Genomic DNA, 14,960 nt, shown 5'->3' with positions numbered 1-14,960 from the left:
TCAGCTCGCTAGAGCAGGATCGTCACCAGCGCAACGGCGACGACACCGGCAACGAGGCCTGCAATCGAAGCGACGTGCGGCTGCACCTGAACCCGTTGGTCGCCGGCGGTGCCCAGCTCGATGCGCCCCTGTTCGCGCAGCGTGTTCCAGCGCGAGCGAACGAGGAATGCGGCGCGACCCGATTCGGTCCCCGCGAGGTCTCCTGGGCGCAGATCGGAGGCGGCCGTCCAGGCGCGGGCCTGCGTTCCCTGCGCGCGAGACGCTCGCAGGGCGGCGGTGGCACCGGGCGCCGGCGCGCACCAAACCGCGACCTTGCGCTGCGGAGTGATGAGTGTGAGCGCGTACTTCGTGTCGACATGGATCAGCGCATTCCACGGAACAACGATGGTGCTCAGCACATTGCGCACGACGATCGCGTCGTCAGAAACCGTGAGCTGGGGGCGCCAAAGCACCACCAAGACGGCAACCCCGATAAGGACCGAACCCACCGCGAGACCGGCGACGGAGCCGGTGGGCCGGTATGCGTATGTCAGACCGATCGCGACGAGAGCCGCGGCACAGACCACCCAGAACACCGCCGCGAGAATTCTGTTGAATCGCGAACGGAACACGACGGTCTCTTCTTCTACGGGGGGCACGGCTCAATTCTCGCAGTCCGACGCCCGAGCCCGATCATCCGCGCTGAAAGGAACCATCTCGCGTGAGTGCAACACTTCACACCTACCCTGCAGACACCACGCCGGTGCTGAAAATCGACGAGCTGTCTGTCGACTTCGGCGTCGACGGCGTCTGGGTGCCGGCGGCCCGCAAGGTGTCGTACACGATCGGACCCGGCGAGGTCGTGGCCGTAGTCGGAGAATCCGGAAGCGGCAAGAGCGTCTCGTCGATGGCGATTCTCGACCTCCTGCCCAAGAACGCCCGCGTGACGGGCGACATCCAGGTCGCCGGCCGCTCCGTCGTAGGACTCAACCCCCAGGAACTGCGTGCCCTTCGCGGCCAGGAGGTCGCCGCGATCTTCCAGGAGCCGATGACGGCACTCAACCCCGTCTACACGGTCGGCTTCCAGATCGTCGAGGCGATCCGCATCCACCGTTCGATGACGCCGTCGGATGCTCGGCTGCGGGCTCTCGAGATGCTGCAGCTCGTCGAGATGCCCGACCCCGAGAAGGCCTTCGATTCGTACCCTCACCAGCTCTCGGGCGGCCAGAGGCAGCGCGCGATGATCGCGCAGGCTCTGGTGCTGGACCCGGTTCTGCTCGTCGCCGATGAGCCGACCACGGCACTCGACGTGACCGTGCAGGCCGAGATACTCGAGCTGCTGCGAGACCTGAAGGATCGGCTGAAAAGTGCGGTGCTGCTCATCACCCACGATATGGGTGTCGTCGCCGATCTCGCGGATTGGGTCGTTGTGATGCAGGCCGGTGTTGTGGTGGAGCAGGGACCCGTCGCCGAGATCTTCGCCTCGCCGCAAGATCCCTACACCCAGGCGCTCCTCGACGCCGTTCCCCACCTCGGCCGCGGCAGCGAAGGCGACGAGGCGGTTGACGTTCTCGAGACGCTGACCGAGGTCAGCGACGCTATCGAGACCACGCCGCGCGACGCATCCGAGCACGCCGTCGCCGTCGCCGCCTCGGCTCCCATCCTCGAACTCTCGAACGTGATCGTCGAATACGGCGCACGCGGCAAGGTTGGCGCTTTCCGGGCTGTAGACGAAGTGAGCCTCTCGATCGCCGCGGGCGAGGTTCTCGGCCTGGTCGGCGAGTCGGGCTCGGGCAAATCGACCATCGGCCGCGCCGCGATCGGTCTGCAGCCGATCGCCGGCGGTCGCCTGGAGGTCGCGGGTGTCGACATCTCTCATCATTCGCGATCGGTCGTGCGACAGCTCCGCAACAAGGTGGGCATCGTCTTCCAAGACCCGTCATCGTCGCTGAATCCACGTCTGCCCATCGGTGAGAGCATCGGCGAGCCACTTCTGCTTGCAAAGGTTGCCGAGGGCGCGGATCTCGCCCGCAGGGTCGAAGAATTGCTCGACAGCGTGCGCCTTCCACGCAGCTACCGCAACCGATTCCCCCACGAACTCTCGGGCGGCCAAAAGCAAAGAGTAGGAATCGCTCGCGCGCTCGCACTCAGTCCGCAGCTCCTGGTTGCTGACGAACCCACGTCTGCGCTCGATGTTTCCGTGCAAGCCACAGTGCTCGACTTACTTGCGGGCCTGCAGCGAGAGTTGCGATTCGCGTGTCTCTTCATCAGCCATGACCTAGCGGTCGTTGATCAGATGGCCGATCGAATCGCCGTCATGAACCACGGCCACATAGTTGAAACCGGCACCCGAGATAATATTTTGCGCACCCCACAGAATCCTTACACGCAACGACTTATAGCGGCCATCCCGGTGCCCGACCCCGCTGAGCAAAAACTTCGAAGAGAACTCAGGCAGAGTAAGCGTCCGGATTCTGACGCAAAATAACTGGATGCGCGATCGGCGGCGGGTGTCAGCGAGATTCCGAGCTGCAGCGCGATGACAGTCTTCAGGACGTTCTCGCCGTGATGAAGCCGGCGAATCAACGCCGAATCTTCCAAAGTGATCACCCGTCCAATCGTGGATTGAAGTGTTCAATTTTGGACCGTCACAACTGCCCAGTTTTCAACCGTTGCCGACAAGGTCGAGGCCGCTGTTCCGGTAGCCGTCACTATGCGCCTCGGCTCAAGGTGCAAGCCTGCCCCCTCGGCGCCGGCGATCGGGGGACAGCAGCACGTTGCTCATGGTTTGCAGCGGCTGCACATCAGGGTAGGACGCTTCGGTCAGAGCGTCCGAGCGCAGAATGTCGGCTGTTGACTCGCGGTCCACGCCGGATTTAGTATCTTGACATACCCCAAACGGGGGTATCGATTGATCAGAAGGGTGACTCATGACAGTCCAAGAATTGACGCGCGGCGCATACGACTTTGAAGCCAGCGATGACTTCGACCTCGGGCTTGCATTCAGCGAAATCGAATGGGACACATCGACACCAATGATGTGCAGCGAACCGTTTGGTACCACCTCTGGTTGCTGTAGATCGAGGGTGCCATCGTCCTGCGGAAACACTGCATTTGGTGTCGCTATGTGCACGACCTGCCTCTGAGGGTTGGTGCCAGGGAGCCCGCCTCGCCCGCTCTGGCGGGGAGGGGCCTCTGTGATGAATAGAAGAGTTCTATGGAGGCAACAATGTACAAAGAGTCGGTTGAACTGGGCTTTCACGATGGTGGTGCCGGGTTGGTCGAAGACAGAGTGGAGCATCGCTTGACTGCAGGCTGGAGACTCTTCGGTGTCGCGGCCACTGGCAGTCACTGAAACAGGGTCGCCGACCATTCTAAAAGGTGACCAAACTGGATGATCGGCCTAGCAGTCGCCTGTCGTTTTCGACGGGTGAGAAGTCGCAGTGGGAGATAGCTCGGCTGGTCGGCGCCGCGGTCGACTGCTGATGGCACCCCTGAGATCTCTTGCCAAAGTCTCTCCGGGAAGATGTTGAATGCGAGGATGTCAACACGGGCGGCATCAAGGCAATCATGAGCAGCCAGGAGATTGGCTTCGACCTAGTCGTGGATCCGGATGAACTGGGCGTTCACGCTGTCGGTATCGGGTTGGCCGTAGGGTGGAGTGGCATCGCATTCTCGACTGCCCAGCGATTCTTGGGGTCATGCTCACAAGCGTCCGAGCGCTGAATGTCGGCTGTTGACTCGCGGTCCACGCCGGATTTAGTATCTTGACATACCCCAAACGGGGGTATCGATTGATCAGAAGGGTGACTCATGACAGTCCAGGATTTGACGCGCGGCGCATACGACTTTGAAGCCAGTGATGACTTCGACCTCGGGCTTGCATTCAGCGAAATCGAATGGGACACATCGACACCAATGATGTGCAGCGAACCGTTTGGCACCACCATGGCTTGCCCTAAGTCGACCGATGTGCCATCGGCCTGCGGAAACACGGCATTTGGTGTCGCTATGTGCACGACCTGCCTCTGAGGGTTGGTGCCAGGGAGCCCGCCTCGCCCACTCTGGCGGGGGATGAGCCTCTGTGGTGGATAGAAGAGGTTCTACGAAGGGAACAGTGTCAGAGTTGGTCAACGGCGCATATCTTGTCAGAGTTAGCAGTTTTACCAGAAGCCAAGTTGACGATGACGTCGATCAAATTATTCAGTTTCTGATTGGGGGAGAATCTGACGACTACTCTCTAGATGGAAATCGGCTCTTCAAGGCAATTAAGCACGCATCGTCGGATCTTGCTGAGGCCTTTAAGGGATCAGTCGAGAACCCTCAACGTCGTTCGATTGTGCTGGCGACTCTCCTTGCGTATGCAACTCGAGCGAAGACTCGTGCTACTCCATTTGGTTTATTCGCGGCCGTTGGTGAGCCCAATTCTTCCATTGCCTGGACTTCGGAGCAGGCGACCCCAACCTTGACAATCCGGCAAAGTGACTATCTCGATGGGTGGCAGCTGTCCCGCCAATCTTTTCCCGCCTGGCAATCAGCTCGCGCTGATGATTGGCTCTTCACAAACAACTCGCTGACAATCGAAGAGGGACGCTACATAACACCGTCAATCGTCCTCGAGCCCGAGGGCGACTTCAAGCCCCGAAGGTCCTCCGTGCGTCGATCGGTGACCCTGGACGAACTTCTGCGCCACTGCCGTCATGGTGTGACTGTGGAACTCGCTCTCGAATGGTTTGCTGAGCGGAATCCGACACGTTCGCATGTGGAGCTTTCTCGGTTCATTCGTGAGTGCGTAGAAGCACAAGCCCTGTTTCTCGTGAATCGGGGACGACCCCTCGTAAGTGCCATCCAGAGCAAAAAGGCGGTCTCTCACGATCCGAGGACAGGAGGGACGAGTGGTTTAGCTATGTCGAGTGGCGCGTCTCAAAGCGCTGTCGAGCAACCTCGGGCTGTAGATCAATTCGCGTCCAATATCCCGACGGTGCCCCAGGCAATGTCTTCTCGGGTCGATAGGGTCGCAAAAAAGGTTTTCTGCTTCACAGTGCCGTCAACGATACTCGAAACCCGAATTAAGTTTGCAAACGCGTTCGCGGAACGCTACGGGTACGGCGTCCGAGTCCCATTACGCGTCGCCACGGACAGACATATGGGGGTTGGCCAGATTATCGACTACAAGAAGGACGATCGAGGTTTTCCTGATGAAAGCCGGAAAGTCGCCGATACTCGAGACGATATCGTTCTGGCATCGAGCCGCTCGGGCGAAACGTTCATTTCTTTGACCGACGAGCAAATTTATGCGATGACCGACCCACGGCGGCAGCGCCTCACGGCGCACTTCGACGTTCTTTACTCTCAAGCACCGGTTACGAAACCCGGGGACCCCGACCTATGGTTTGGAACTACGCCTGGAACGGTGACACCGGGAGAATCGGCGGGACGGTTTTGGCGACATTTGTCGCCAACCATTTTCAATGACGTTGCGAGCGGGACCTTAAGCAGCTTCGAGGAGGCTGAACCGGTACAAGTCTGGTTTCTGCCTTTGAGGGCTAAGACTTTAGGGATCATGGACGCTCCCGACGTAACTGAGCGCTATATATCTGTCGGATATGAAACGAATGATGATCGTTGCATTCCCTTGGTCGACATTGAGCTGGTTCACGATGGACGGACAGTCCGGCTGCTTCGGTCAGGATCGGAGCGACCCTTAGTCGTGAGAAACCCGTCAATGGTAAATTACGCGCAACTCGCGCCGGAACTCGCTCAGACTCTTATTGTTTTAGGACGAGACGTGGAGACCCAATGGCACCCCTTCGACTGGGGATACCGGACGGAGTTGGCGTTCCTGCCCGCAGTGGTGGTTGACGACATTGTTGTTAGCCGCGCCACATGGCGCACTCCCGCTCAGCTATCGCGATCTGGAGGCCTCCCACCGAAGGAGTGGGCTCATGAGTTTTCCTATTGGAGGGATCGCGCTCGCCTCCCAGAGCTTATTGAGGTCGGCGTCGGAGACCGACTACTCACTCTTGATCCATATGAACCTAACAACTTCGAATTGCTTCGACGGAACCTGGCTGACGATAAACCTGCCATTACCCAAGCCCCTCCACTACCTGATGTAACAGGTTGGATCGGGGAGAGGGCTCATGAAATTGTCCAGCGAATACATTTGCCGGGTCGACCGGGAGGCGCTGAATCTCAGACGCGAGAGATGACGCCATTTATTCCGGCCCGGCCGCCGAAAAGCTGGATAGCGATGGAGCTAGTCGGCGGACCTAAACTTGAGCCGTCAATAACGGCTGCAGCGAATCTGGTCAAGATTGCTCGGACGTTTGGAATCGAGGATTGGCACTTTGTGAGATACAACTTGCCGGATCGCCATCTTCGGTTGCGTTTTGAGGTGAAGGCTCCTGGAGACCGATACGCTCTAATGCCTTCGCTCGAGTCCGCCGCGTTCGCACTCATAGGTGAAGTTTTCTCGAATGTTAGGTTCGTGGCATTCCAACCTGAACTAGCGAGGTACGGAGGTCAGGCGGGGTTCGGCGAAGTCAAATCTCTATTCACACTGAGTAGTGATTCTTGTCTAGCGTTCGAGACCAACGCTGGTTCTGGAGAAACGTTCGAACTTCGACTAGCGGCAGCTACGGCCTCGGCGATCGAGCTCCTGGCGGGCTTGATCGGCGGCTCAGAGTGGGTTGAAACTGCAATTGATGCACTCCGTGGGCTTCCTCGCGCCGTCGCGATGAAGAAGGATCGGCGTGCTGTCACCGACGCCCTAGGACGTGTGAACTTGGCAGGCTGTGACACATCGGAAAATCAAATGAATAACACTAGGTCAGCGTTCGCGACTAGCTCGGCAAGATCTGTCATCTTAAGCGTGCTTCATATGCATTCGAACAGATTTTTCGGCATGTCGGTCGAGCATGAAAAGGTGCTCATGTCCACAGTTGATTCAGTACTTCGTCGGCGCCTCGCGCTGTCAAGCAAATGACTTGCGTGAATATCGAGGGCCTGCGGTGAAGCTTGAAGATATTCCGCTTCGGGTAGCTGACTTGCTGTCCTCTCCCGGCGACGTGTTCGGGAATCACGCCTCCATTCGGGCAACTTATGTTGCGACAACCGGCGTTATCGTCCCGCTCATCGATGAGCTCTCCTACCATGATGGGGCTTCGGGTGCTTGCGTGCTTATGGCGGAGCTCGGCAGGGACGACCCGCGATTCATCGTTACAGCCAAGCAGTATTGCGCGTATATCTTCGGCGCGGCGGCTAAGGCGACTGCTAGAGGGGAAGCCTCGGCCACACTCTCGATGGATATGATGACCGCGATAGGTGCCGTTCGAAAAACGGTATCGGGAGCCCTTGATGGTCCATATCAAAAGGTGCTGTCGCTTGTGCGACAAAAAGCCGTGGCAGAGGCGGAATTATTGCGCACCGCTCGACTAGCCAAGCCATTCCCGGCCCTCTCTTCGTTCTCGGTATACGATCATATAACAGGACTCAGCCGAAGCGTGCTGTTGCTTGCGCGCGACACAGATCCAGCGACCATGCCGGTTCTTGAACAATCCATAGATGCTCTCATAGACGCAATTCCGACGTATCTTGGGAAGAACACTCAGATGGGCGGCATCTGGGTCGCCGGGTACCCCATTCGTGGTGACGATTCAGATGCGAATGCCGATCTGTTTCACTTTAATGTCGGTGCAGCGCACGGATTGGCAGGGATACTCACTGCTGCCGCGGCGGCATACATTGCGCTTCGATCCATAAAGGGGTTTGACTACAATAAGAGCCGCCACGACGCTCTTAAGCGTGCCTCTGAGGCTCTGATCTTATTCTCGCAGTCCACGGACGACGGGTCATTGTGGCCCGCCTTTGCCCTACGCACATCTGCGGGTGGCCCGGAGTGGACGGACGTGGAGAGAAAACCGTCATGGTGCTACGGCGCCCCCGGGATATGTTCGGCAATTTTCGCCGTAGGCCTAGCTTTGAGGGAGGATGACTTACTGGGCTGGGTCGCTGAGAACGTCTCGGCTGTAATTGCCGGTCCGTCACTGCAACGCCTAGAGGATCAATCGGTCTGCCATGGCCAGGCGGGCTTGATGTTATTCGCCGCCCGAGTCTCAGCGGTCACGAGCCATAAGCATTTAAGACTGTTGTCAGCAACCCTTCAGAGCCGCGTAGCGGCGGCCTACGATGAGAATTGCGCTTTCGGCTACACGTATACCTCAAGCGGACTCATCCGGCCAGCGAACGTGCCTGGAGTGCTAACTGGCGCGGCTGGCGTCGCATTGGCTCTTATATATACTGAACGCGCCCTCAACGGTAAGATGTCAGAGGCAGATGTTTTCTCTCAAGCTCCTTGGGTGTGAAAGCATGCATTTGCGAATGAACCCGGACTGATTCGGCTTGGCCCCCGAGCTCGCCGCCTTAGGGCATGCGCGGGATGTACTTCGGTAAGGCGTGTTTTCAAATGCATTATTCGGCTCGGATCTGCCGATCGCTGCCAGCTCGCCCGTATGGAGAAAGCCTCGGTGACCTGCCCAAGAGTTCTCGCGATCAGTGCATGGCCCGGTCAGCTTGTCCGAGAAGCAGAGTAGTTTCCCATCATGTCCGTTCCTATCAGTAGGCTCCGTCGACGGGTTCCCGACGGATATTCTCCGCCTTGCCGAGGAAACCCAATCGCGCAACGGGACGCATCGTGGAGGCCGCAACAACCGACGAGGTGTTCGGAAACCCGCGTGAGGAATATACTAAAGAGTTGCTTGATGCCATTCCCGGGGCCAACATACCCCTGGGCGTCTAGCCGTTCAGGGCGTTGTCGCCCGATATCCCACGCTAAAAAGAGCCCGTCACGATTCGGGTTCATCCCGATCCTCAAGGACTTTCTCCATGGCTGAAGCCACCCGCGCCGACCTGCGCAACGTCGCAATCGTCGCCCACGTCGACCACGGCAAGACGACACTCGTCGACGCCATGCTCAAGCAGACCAACTCGTTCGACGCCCACTTCGAGGGTGACGACCGCATGATGGACTCGAACGACCTCGAGCGCGAGAAGGGCATCACGATCCTCGCGAAGAACACCGCTGTCACGTACAACGGTATTCACGCGGCCGAGCATGGTGCCGGCGGCCCCATCGTCATCAACGTGATCGACACCCCTGGCCACGCTGACTTCGGTGGTGAGGTCGAGCGCGGCCTCTCCATGGTCGACGGTGTCGTTCTGCTCGTCGACGCCAGTGAGGGTCCGCTTCCTCAGACTCGCTTCGTGCTGCGTAAGGCCCTCGAGGCCAAGCTCCCGGTCATCCTGCTCGTGAACAAGACCGACCGCCCCGACGCGCGCATCGACGAGGTCGTCGCCGAGAGCCAGGATCTGCTTCTGGGCCTCGCCAGCGACATGGCGGATGACGTTCCCGATCTCGACCTCGACGCCATCCTCGACGTCCCCGTGGTCTACGCATCCGGTCGCAACGGTGCCGCTAGCATCAACAAGCCCGCCAACGGTGAGCTGCCCGACAACGACGACCTCGAGCCGCTGTTCGAAGCCATCCTCACGCACGTTCCCGCGCCGAAGTATGACGACGAGCACCCGCTGCAGGCGCACGTCACAAACCTTGACGCGTCGCCGTTCCTCGGACGCCTCGCTCTGCTGCGCATCTTCAACGGAAACATCAAGAAGGGCCAGCAGGTCGCCTGGGTGCGTCACGACGGTTCCGTGCAGAACGTGAAGCTCACCGAGCTTCTGATGACCAAGGCGCTCACGCGCTACCCGGTCGACAGCGCGGGCCCCGGTGACATCGTCGCCGTCGCCGGCATCGAGGAGATCACTATCGGTGAGACCCTGGCCGATCCCGATGACGTTCGCCCCCTGCCGACCATCACGGTCGACGACCCGGCGATCTCGATGACCATCGGAACCAACACGTCGCCTCTCGTCGGCAAGGTCAAGGGCCACAAGCTCACGGCTCGCATGGTGAAAGACCGTCTCGATCGCGAGCTCGTCGGTAACGTCTCGCTCAAGATCGTCGACATCGGAAACCCTGCAGCCTGGGAGGTGCAGGGCCGTGGAGAACTCGCCCTCGCCATCCTGGTCGAGCAGATGCGTCGCGAAGGCTACGAGCTCACCGTCGGCAAGCCCCAGGTCGTCACCAAGCAGGTCGACGGCAAGACCTACGAGCCGATGGAGCACCTCACCATCGACGCGCCGGAGGAGTACCTCGGCGCCATCACGCAGCTGCTCGCAGCGCGCAAGGGTGTCATGGATGGCATGTCGAACCACGGCACCGGCTGGGTGCGCATGGAGTTCATTGTTCCGTCGCGAGGCCTGATCGGCTTCCGCACCGAATTCCTCACCACCACCCGCGGCACCGGAATCGCGAACGCGATCTCGCATGGCTACGGCCCCTGGACCGGCCCGATCGTCACCCGTAACAACGGCTCGATCGTGGCCGACCGCTCCGGCGTGGTCACCCCCTTCTCGATCGTCAACCTGCAGGAGCGCATGAGCTTCTTCGTCGAGCCGACGCAGGAGGTCTACGAGGGCATGGTCATCGGTGAGAACTCGCGTGCAGACGACATGGACGTGAATATCACGAAAGAGAAGCAGCTCACGAACATGCGCCAGTCGACCTCGGACACGTTCGAGCGCATGACTCCGTCGCGCAAGCTCACGCTGGAGGAGAGCCTCGAGTTCGCCCGCGAAGACGAGTGCGTCGAGGTGACGCCCGAGTTCGTGCGCATCCGCAAGGTCGAGCTCGACTCGAACGCGCGCGCCCGCGCCACGGCGAACCTGAAGCGCGCCAACCAGGGCAAGAACTAGTCCCACCCTCTCGAAGCGGGGCAGCGGAGTCGATCCGCTGCCCCGCTTCGTCGTTGATAGGTTCTCGTGACAACGCGCCGGGCGCCCCCTAGGCAATGGCCTGGTCGAAGCTGAGTAGTGCCCACTCACGACCGGCTTCGCGTCGCTCCGTAGTGTCTGAGGTACCGGCAGATCTGCCGGACAACCTCAACTTTGGAGAAGACAATGACCATTTCACGCGCACACATCGCCATCCCGTTTCTCGCACTTGCTCTGCTCGCGGGTCCCGCTTTGACCGGATGCTCGTCTCAGACGCTCGCCGAAGGGGTCGCCGAGGGAATCGCCGGCGAGAACGGTCAGGAGATCGATCTCAACACGGACGGTGGCCTGCCCGACGGCTTTCCCGAGAACATTCCCGTTGTGGACGGCGACGTGATCTCGGGCGTCTCCGTTGGCGATGGTGAGACGCAGACGTGGACCGTTCAGATCGCCATCACCGACCCCGAGGCCGCCTACAACGAGATCAAGACGGGCCTCGAGAAGGCGGGCTTCACCTCGGACTTCACCGGAATGAACGAGGGCCAGGGCTACGGCACCTTCGACGATGGTGTGCACTCCGTGGTCATCTCGACCGGCGACAACGGCACCAATGTGGTTGCCGCGACCTACATCGTCGCGCAGACGATGCGCTAGGCGAAAAGCCCTGCTCCGACGTACGATCCCTGCCGCGCGCCCGGCGGAACAGCGAACAGGCCCGAGCCCACGTGTCTGATGTACTCGTTCATCAGGTCGTTCTTCGCCAGGTTCATCTGAATATCGATGAACTGCGCGGGGGAGCGCTGGTAGCTGATGAAGAAGAGGCCGGCCTCGAGACGGCCGAGGTTGTCGTTGCCGTCGACGAAGTTGTATCCGCGCCGCAGGATCTCCGTACCCGCATTCGATTCCGGATGCGCGAGACGCACGTGCGAATCCTTGTCGATGAGCGCTTTGTCTGCCCGGCCGAGCACGGCGAAGTCGGGGGCGGTGAACTCCGTGCCGCCCGACAAGGGGGCTCCGTTTCCCTTGGTGCGGCCGATGATCCGTTCCTGCTCGCTGAGCGCCGTTCGGTCCCACGTCTCAATAGTCATGCGGATGCGTCGGGCGACCAGGTAGGAGCCTCCCGCCAGCCAGGCGGGCGTGGCAGAGGCGGGAACCCAGACGGAGTTCATGACCTTGCCGAGTTGCTCCGCCTTGATGTTCGCTGTTCCGTCTTTGAATCCGAACAGATTGCGTGGTGTGACCTGCGAGGTACTGGTCGACGACGTTCGCCCGAACCCGAGCTGCGACCAGCGGAGGCTGGCGCGGCCGAATGCGATCCGCGACAGATTTCGGATTGCGTGCACCGCGATCTGCGGGTCCTCAGAGCATGCCTGGATGCAGAGGTCGCCCCCCGTTTTCTGCGGATCGAGATCGTCAGCAGGAAAATGCGGCAGCTCACGCAGCTCAGCGGGCTGCTGCGAAGCGATGCCGAAGCGGTCGGCCCCTGACGCATCGACGAACAGCGTCGGGCCGAAGCCGAAAGTGATGGTGAGGCCACCGGTGGGGAGATCGAGTGCCTCCCCGGTGTCCTCTGGCGGAGCATCGTACGGGCCGTCGACTGCGCCGAACTCGCCTACGGGCTTGCCCTGGCACATCAGCGCTGCCGCAGCGCTCCAGTCCTGCAGCAGCTCGATCAGATCGGCTCTCGAGGCCGTCGACGACATGTCGAACGACGCGAAATGAAGACGGTCCTGAGCGGGCGTAACGATTCCTGACTGGTGCGTGCCGTGGAACGGGTAGGCCGTGTTGCCCGCCGTCGAACCGCCGGCCGTCATGGATCCGGACGCGGCCATAGCACCGCGGTCGCCAGCGACGCCCACGCCGAGTCCCACAACGCCGGCGCCGGCCAGCCCGAGCAGCCCTCTGCGAGAGAGCTTCTGCGGGGCGGCCGGGGCCTCCTCCTCTGTGGAGCGTTCGTCAGTCATAGGAGTTAGCCGACGAGAGTCGCGGTGAGCTTGCTGAGCGGCTCACTCAGGGCGTTGACGCCGTCGGCGAGTTCCTTGACCTGGGTCGGCGTGAGTTCGTTGTAGTACACGAAGCCGCTGTCGAGGCTGCCGTATGTGGCCAGCTGCTTCTCGAGGTCGCTGAACCGTGTGTCGAGCGTCGTCACGAGGTCAGGATCCTTGGCTTCGACGATGTCGCGAACGCCTTCGTAGGCGACGCGGGCGCCCTCGAGGTTGGCCTGGAAGTCCCAGAGATCGGTGTGAGACCAGATCTCCTCTTCGCCCGTGATCTTGCCGCTGGCGACCTCTTCGAGCAGGCCGATCGCACCGTTCGAGATGGCGTCGATCGACACCGTGTAGTCGCTGGCATGAACTGCGTCGTAGAGCTGCTGGGTGTTCTCCGCGAGCTTGTCGGCGTAGTAGTTGCGCTGATCGGGCGTGAGGGCGATGTACTCGACGCCGCCGTTGTCGGCGGCGGCCGGCGGGAAGAGATCCTTCTCGATGCGGTGCCAGCCGGTCCACTCCTTGTCGGGCGCGACATCGGCCTCGCGGAAGTCGAGCTCCGGGTCGAGGTCTCCGAACGACTCGGCGACGGGCTCGATGCGCTCGTAGTTGGCCCGGGTGGTGGCGTAGGTGGCGCGAGCGGTCTCGTCGTCGCCGGCCTTGTAGGCGGCGAGGAAGGTGTCGGTACCCGTGACGAGCTGTGCGACCTGGTCTTTGATGTAGGCCACGTAGTTGGTGGCTGCGGCGTCGACCTGCTCCTGCTGGTCGCCCGCGAGCTTCACCTTGTCTCCGGTGACGGAGAAGGCGGCGTTGCCGACGCCGTCTCCGATCATGCCCGGCTTGCAGACGGTGAAGTAGTCACCGGGCTGCGCCTGCACGACGAGGTCGCGCGAGATGCCGGGGCCGACGTTCTCGACCTCACCGATAATGCGCAGGCCGTCGTCGGCGAGCAGGTAGAACTCGGTGACCTTGTCGCCCGAGTTGGTGACCTTGAAGCGCAGGGTTCCGCTGGCTGCCGTGTTCGTGCTGACCGAGCACGCGTCGGCGCTGGAGTCGACCGTGATGGCCGCGGCATCCGACGATGTCGCGTTGGGCACGCATCCGGTGAGTGCCAGCAGGGTCGCTGCGGCGCCGATCGATGTGATTACTGCTCTGGCTTTCACCGGGCTCCTTGGGGGGTTGAACGTGCTGTGCTGCTGTCGGACGTACTTGTCTGGGGCGCGGGCGTCTTTCGGGCCACCGCGCGGAGAAAGATGATCATCGTGGGAACGATATAGAGGACCCAGGCTGTGGCCTCGAGCCAGGTCGTCGCCGGCGAGAAGTTGACGGTGCCCTTGAGGAGTGTGCCGTACCAGCTGTCGGGCGGAACCGCGGCTGAGACGTCGAAGGCCAGGTTGTGCAGACCGGGCAGGATTCCCGCCTCCTGCAGATCGTGAACGCCGTACGACAGAACGCCGGCGGCGACGACAATGAGGAATGCGCCCGACCAGGCGAAGAACTTCGCCAGGTTGATGCGCACGAGACCGCGGTTGATGAGCCAGCCGAGAACGACGGCGACAACGATGCCGAGAGCGGCTCCTACCAGAGGCAGGGTGGTCGATCCGGTGGCCTGTACCGCGGCCCAGATGAACAGGGCTGTTTCGATTCCTTCGCGTCCCACGGCGAGGAAGGCGACGAGCACGAGGCCCCATCCGGCGCCGACGAGATGCTGATCGACATCGTGCTGCAGGTGATGCTTGAGGTTCTTCGACGTGCGGAGCATCCAGAAGACCATCCACGTGACGAAGATCGTGGCGACGATCGATAGCGATCCGCCGATGGCCTCCTGCGCCTCGAATGACAGACCGTAGGTGCCGAAGGTCAGGATCGCGCCGAGCGACAGCGAGACGAGAATCGCGAGACCCACGCCGAGCCAGATGCGTTTCAGCACGTCGTGGCGCTTGATCTTGACGACGTAGGCGATGAGGATTCCGACGACGAGGGCAGCTTCGAGTCCTTCGCGCAGGCCGATGAGAAAGTTCGCGAGCACGGTTGAGGGCCTTCGGGTGAGGCGGCGCAGGGCGGCGCCGGGGGCAGAGAGGCGGCCCACACTGGTCGTCTCGAATGTTCGGTAAGGCTTGCCTTACCGAATCTGACTGTAACCCAGCGGTGTCGTCGTGTCCA

The 14,960-nt window shown here is 61.1% G+C and carries 10 protein-coding genes; 6 read left to right on the top strand and 4 right to left on the bottom strand.

Annotated elements, in window-relative coordinates:
• Positions 1-8: 8 nt before the first annotated feature.
• Positions 9-638, bottom strand: coding sequence for a PH domain-containing protein (locus TZ00_RS02325; RefSeq protein ID WP_044438928.1), 630 nt, complete (start codon positions 636-638; stop codon positions 9-11).
• 62 nt (positions 639-700) lie between these two features.
• On the opposite strand from TZ00_RS02325, the gene TZ00_RS02320 reads away from it, so the two are divergent.
• The 6 genes from TZ00_RS02320 (at position 701) to TZ00_RS02290 (ending at position 11,466) form a co-directional block, all read left to right on the top strand.
• Positions 701-2,467: a dipeptide ABC transporter ATP-binding protein gene (locus tag TZ00_RS02320; RefSeq protein ID WP_044438926.1), complete on the top strand. Its 1,767-nt coding sequence runs from the start codon at positions 701-703 to the stop codon at positions 2,465-2,467.
• Between the two features lie 1,325 nt (positions 2,468-3,792).
• Positions 3,793-4,011, top strand: coding sequence for a hypothetical protein (locus tag TZ00_RS02310; protein WP_044438923.1), 219 nt, complete (start codon positions 3,793-3,795; stop codon positions 4,009-4,011).
• 52 nt (positions 4,012-4,063) lie between these two features.
• Positions 4,064-6,967 (top strand): thiopeptide-type bacteriocin biosynthesis protein, encoded by a 2,904-nt coding sequence (locus TZ00_RS19175; protein WP_084605851.1) that lies wholly within the window; start codon positions 4,064-4,066, stop codon positions 6,965-6,967.
• A gap of 25 nt (positions 6,968-6,992) precedes the next feature.
• On the top strand, positions 6,993-8,345 hold the full coding sequence (locus TZ00_RS02300) for a lanthionine synthetase LanC family protein (protein WP_044438921.1): 1,353 nt from the start codon (positions 6,993-6,995) through the stop codon (positions 8,343-8,345).
• 520 nt (positions 8,346-8,865) lie between these two features.
• Positions 8,866-10,794, top strand: coding sequence for a translational GTPase TypA (gene typA, locus TZ00_RS02295; RefSeq protein ID WP_044438920.1), 1,929 nt, complete (start codon positions 8,866-8,868; stop codon positions 10,792-10,794).
• A gap of 204 nt (positions 10,795-10,998) precedes the next feature.
• Positions 10,999-11,466 carry a hypothetical protein gene (locus TZ00_RS02290; RefSeq protein ID WP_044438918.1) on the top strand — a complete coding sequence of 156 codons (468 nt, stop codon included), beginning with the start codon at positions 10,999-11,001 and terminating at the stop codon, positions 11,464-11,466.
• Here the strand turns inward: TZ00_RS02290 and efeB are convergent.
• Genes efeB through efeU form a run of 3 tightly spaced genes read right to left on the bottom strand, consistent with a single transcriptional unit; the run spans position 11,463 to position 14,826 of the window.
• Positions 11,463-12,776, bottom strand: coding sequence for an iron uptake transporter deferrochelatase/peroxidase subunit (efeB, locus tag TZ00_RS02285; protein WP_044438916.1), 1,314 nt, complete (start codon positions 12,774-12,776; stop codon positions 11,463-11,465). The two genes, TZ00_RS02290 and efeB, sit on opposite strands and share 4 nt — an antisense overlap.
• 5 nt (positions 12,777-12,781) lie before the next feature.
• Positions 12,782-13,960, bottom strand: coding sequence for an iron uptake system protein EfeO (efeO, locus tag TZ00_RS02280; RefSeq protein ID WP_044438914.1), 1,179 nt, complete (start codon positions 13,958-13,960; stop codon positions 12,782-12,784).
• Complete coding sequence (efeU, locus tag TZ00_RS02275) at positions 13,957-14,826, bottom strand: iron uptake transporter permease EfeU (RefSeq protein ID WP_044438913.1); 870 nt, start codon at positions 14,824-14,826, stop codon at positions 13,957-13,959. The genes efeO and efeU overlap by 4 nt, the downstream gene beginning before the upstream one ends.
• Positions 14,827-14,960: the final 134 nt, after the last annotated feature.

The organism is Agreia bicolorata (assembly GCF_000938265.1).
GTDB lineage: Bacteria > Actinomycetota > Actinomycetes > Actinomycetales > Microbacteriaceae > Agreia > Agreia bicolorata.
The sequence above is the reverse complement of the archived record's forward strand: the minus strand, read 5'-3'. Positions and strand labels throughout refer to the sequence as shown.

What these genes read in the sequence shown, in the direction of transcription:
- TZ00_RS02310 (WP_044438923.1), top strand. Translation starts at nt 3,793, where the DNA reads ATGACAGTCCAGGATTTGACGCGCGGCGCATACGACTTTGAAGCCAGT.
- efeB (WP_044438916.1), bottom strand. Translation starts at nt 12,776, where the DNA reads ATGACTGACGAACGCTCCACAGAGGAGGAGGCCCCGGCCGCCCCGCAG.
- typA (WP_044438920.1), top strand. Translation starts at nt 8,866, where the DNA reads ATGGCTGAAGCCACCCGCGCCGACCTGCGCAACGTCGCAATCGTCGCC.
- TZ00_RS02290 (WP_044438918.1), top strand. Translation starts at nt 10,999, where the DNA reads ATGACCATTTCACGCGCACACATCGCCATCCCGTTTCTCGCACTTGCT.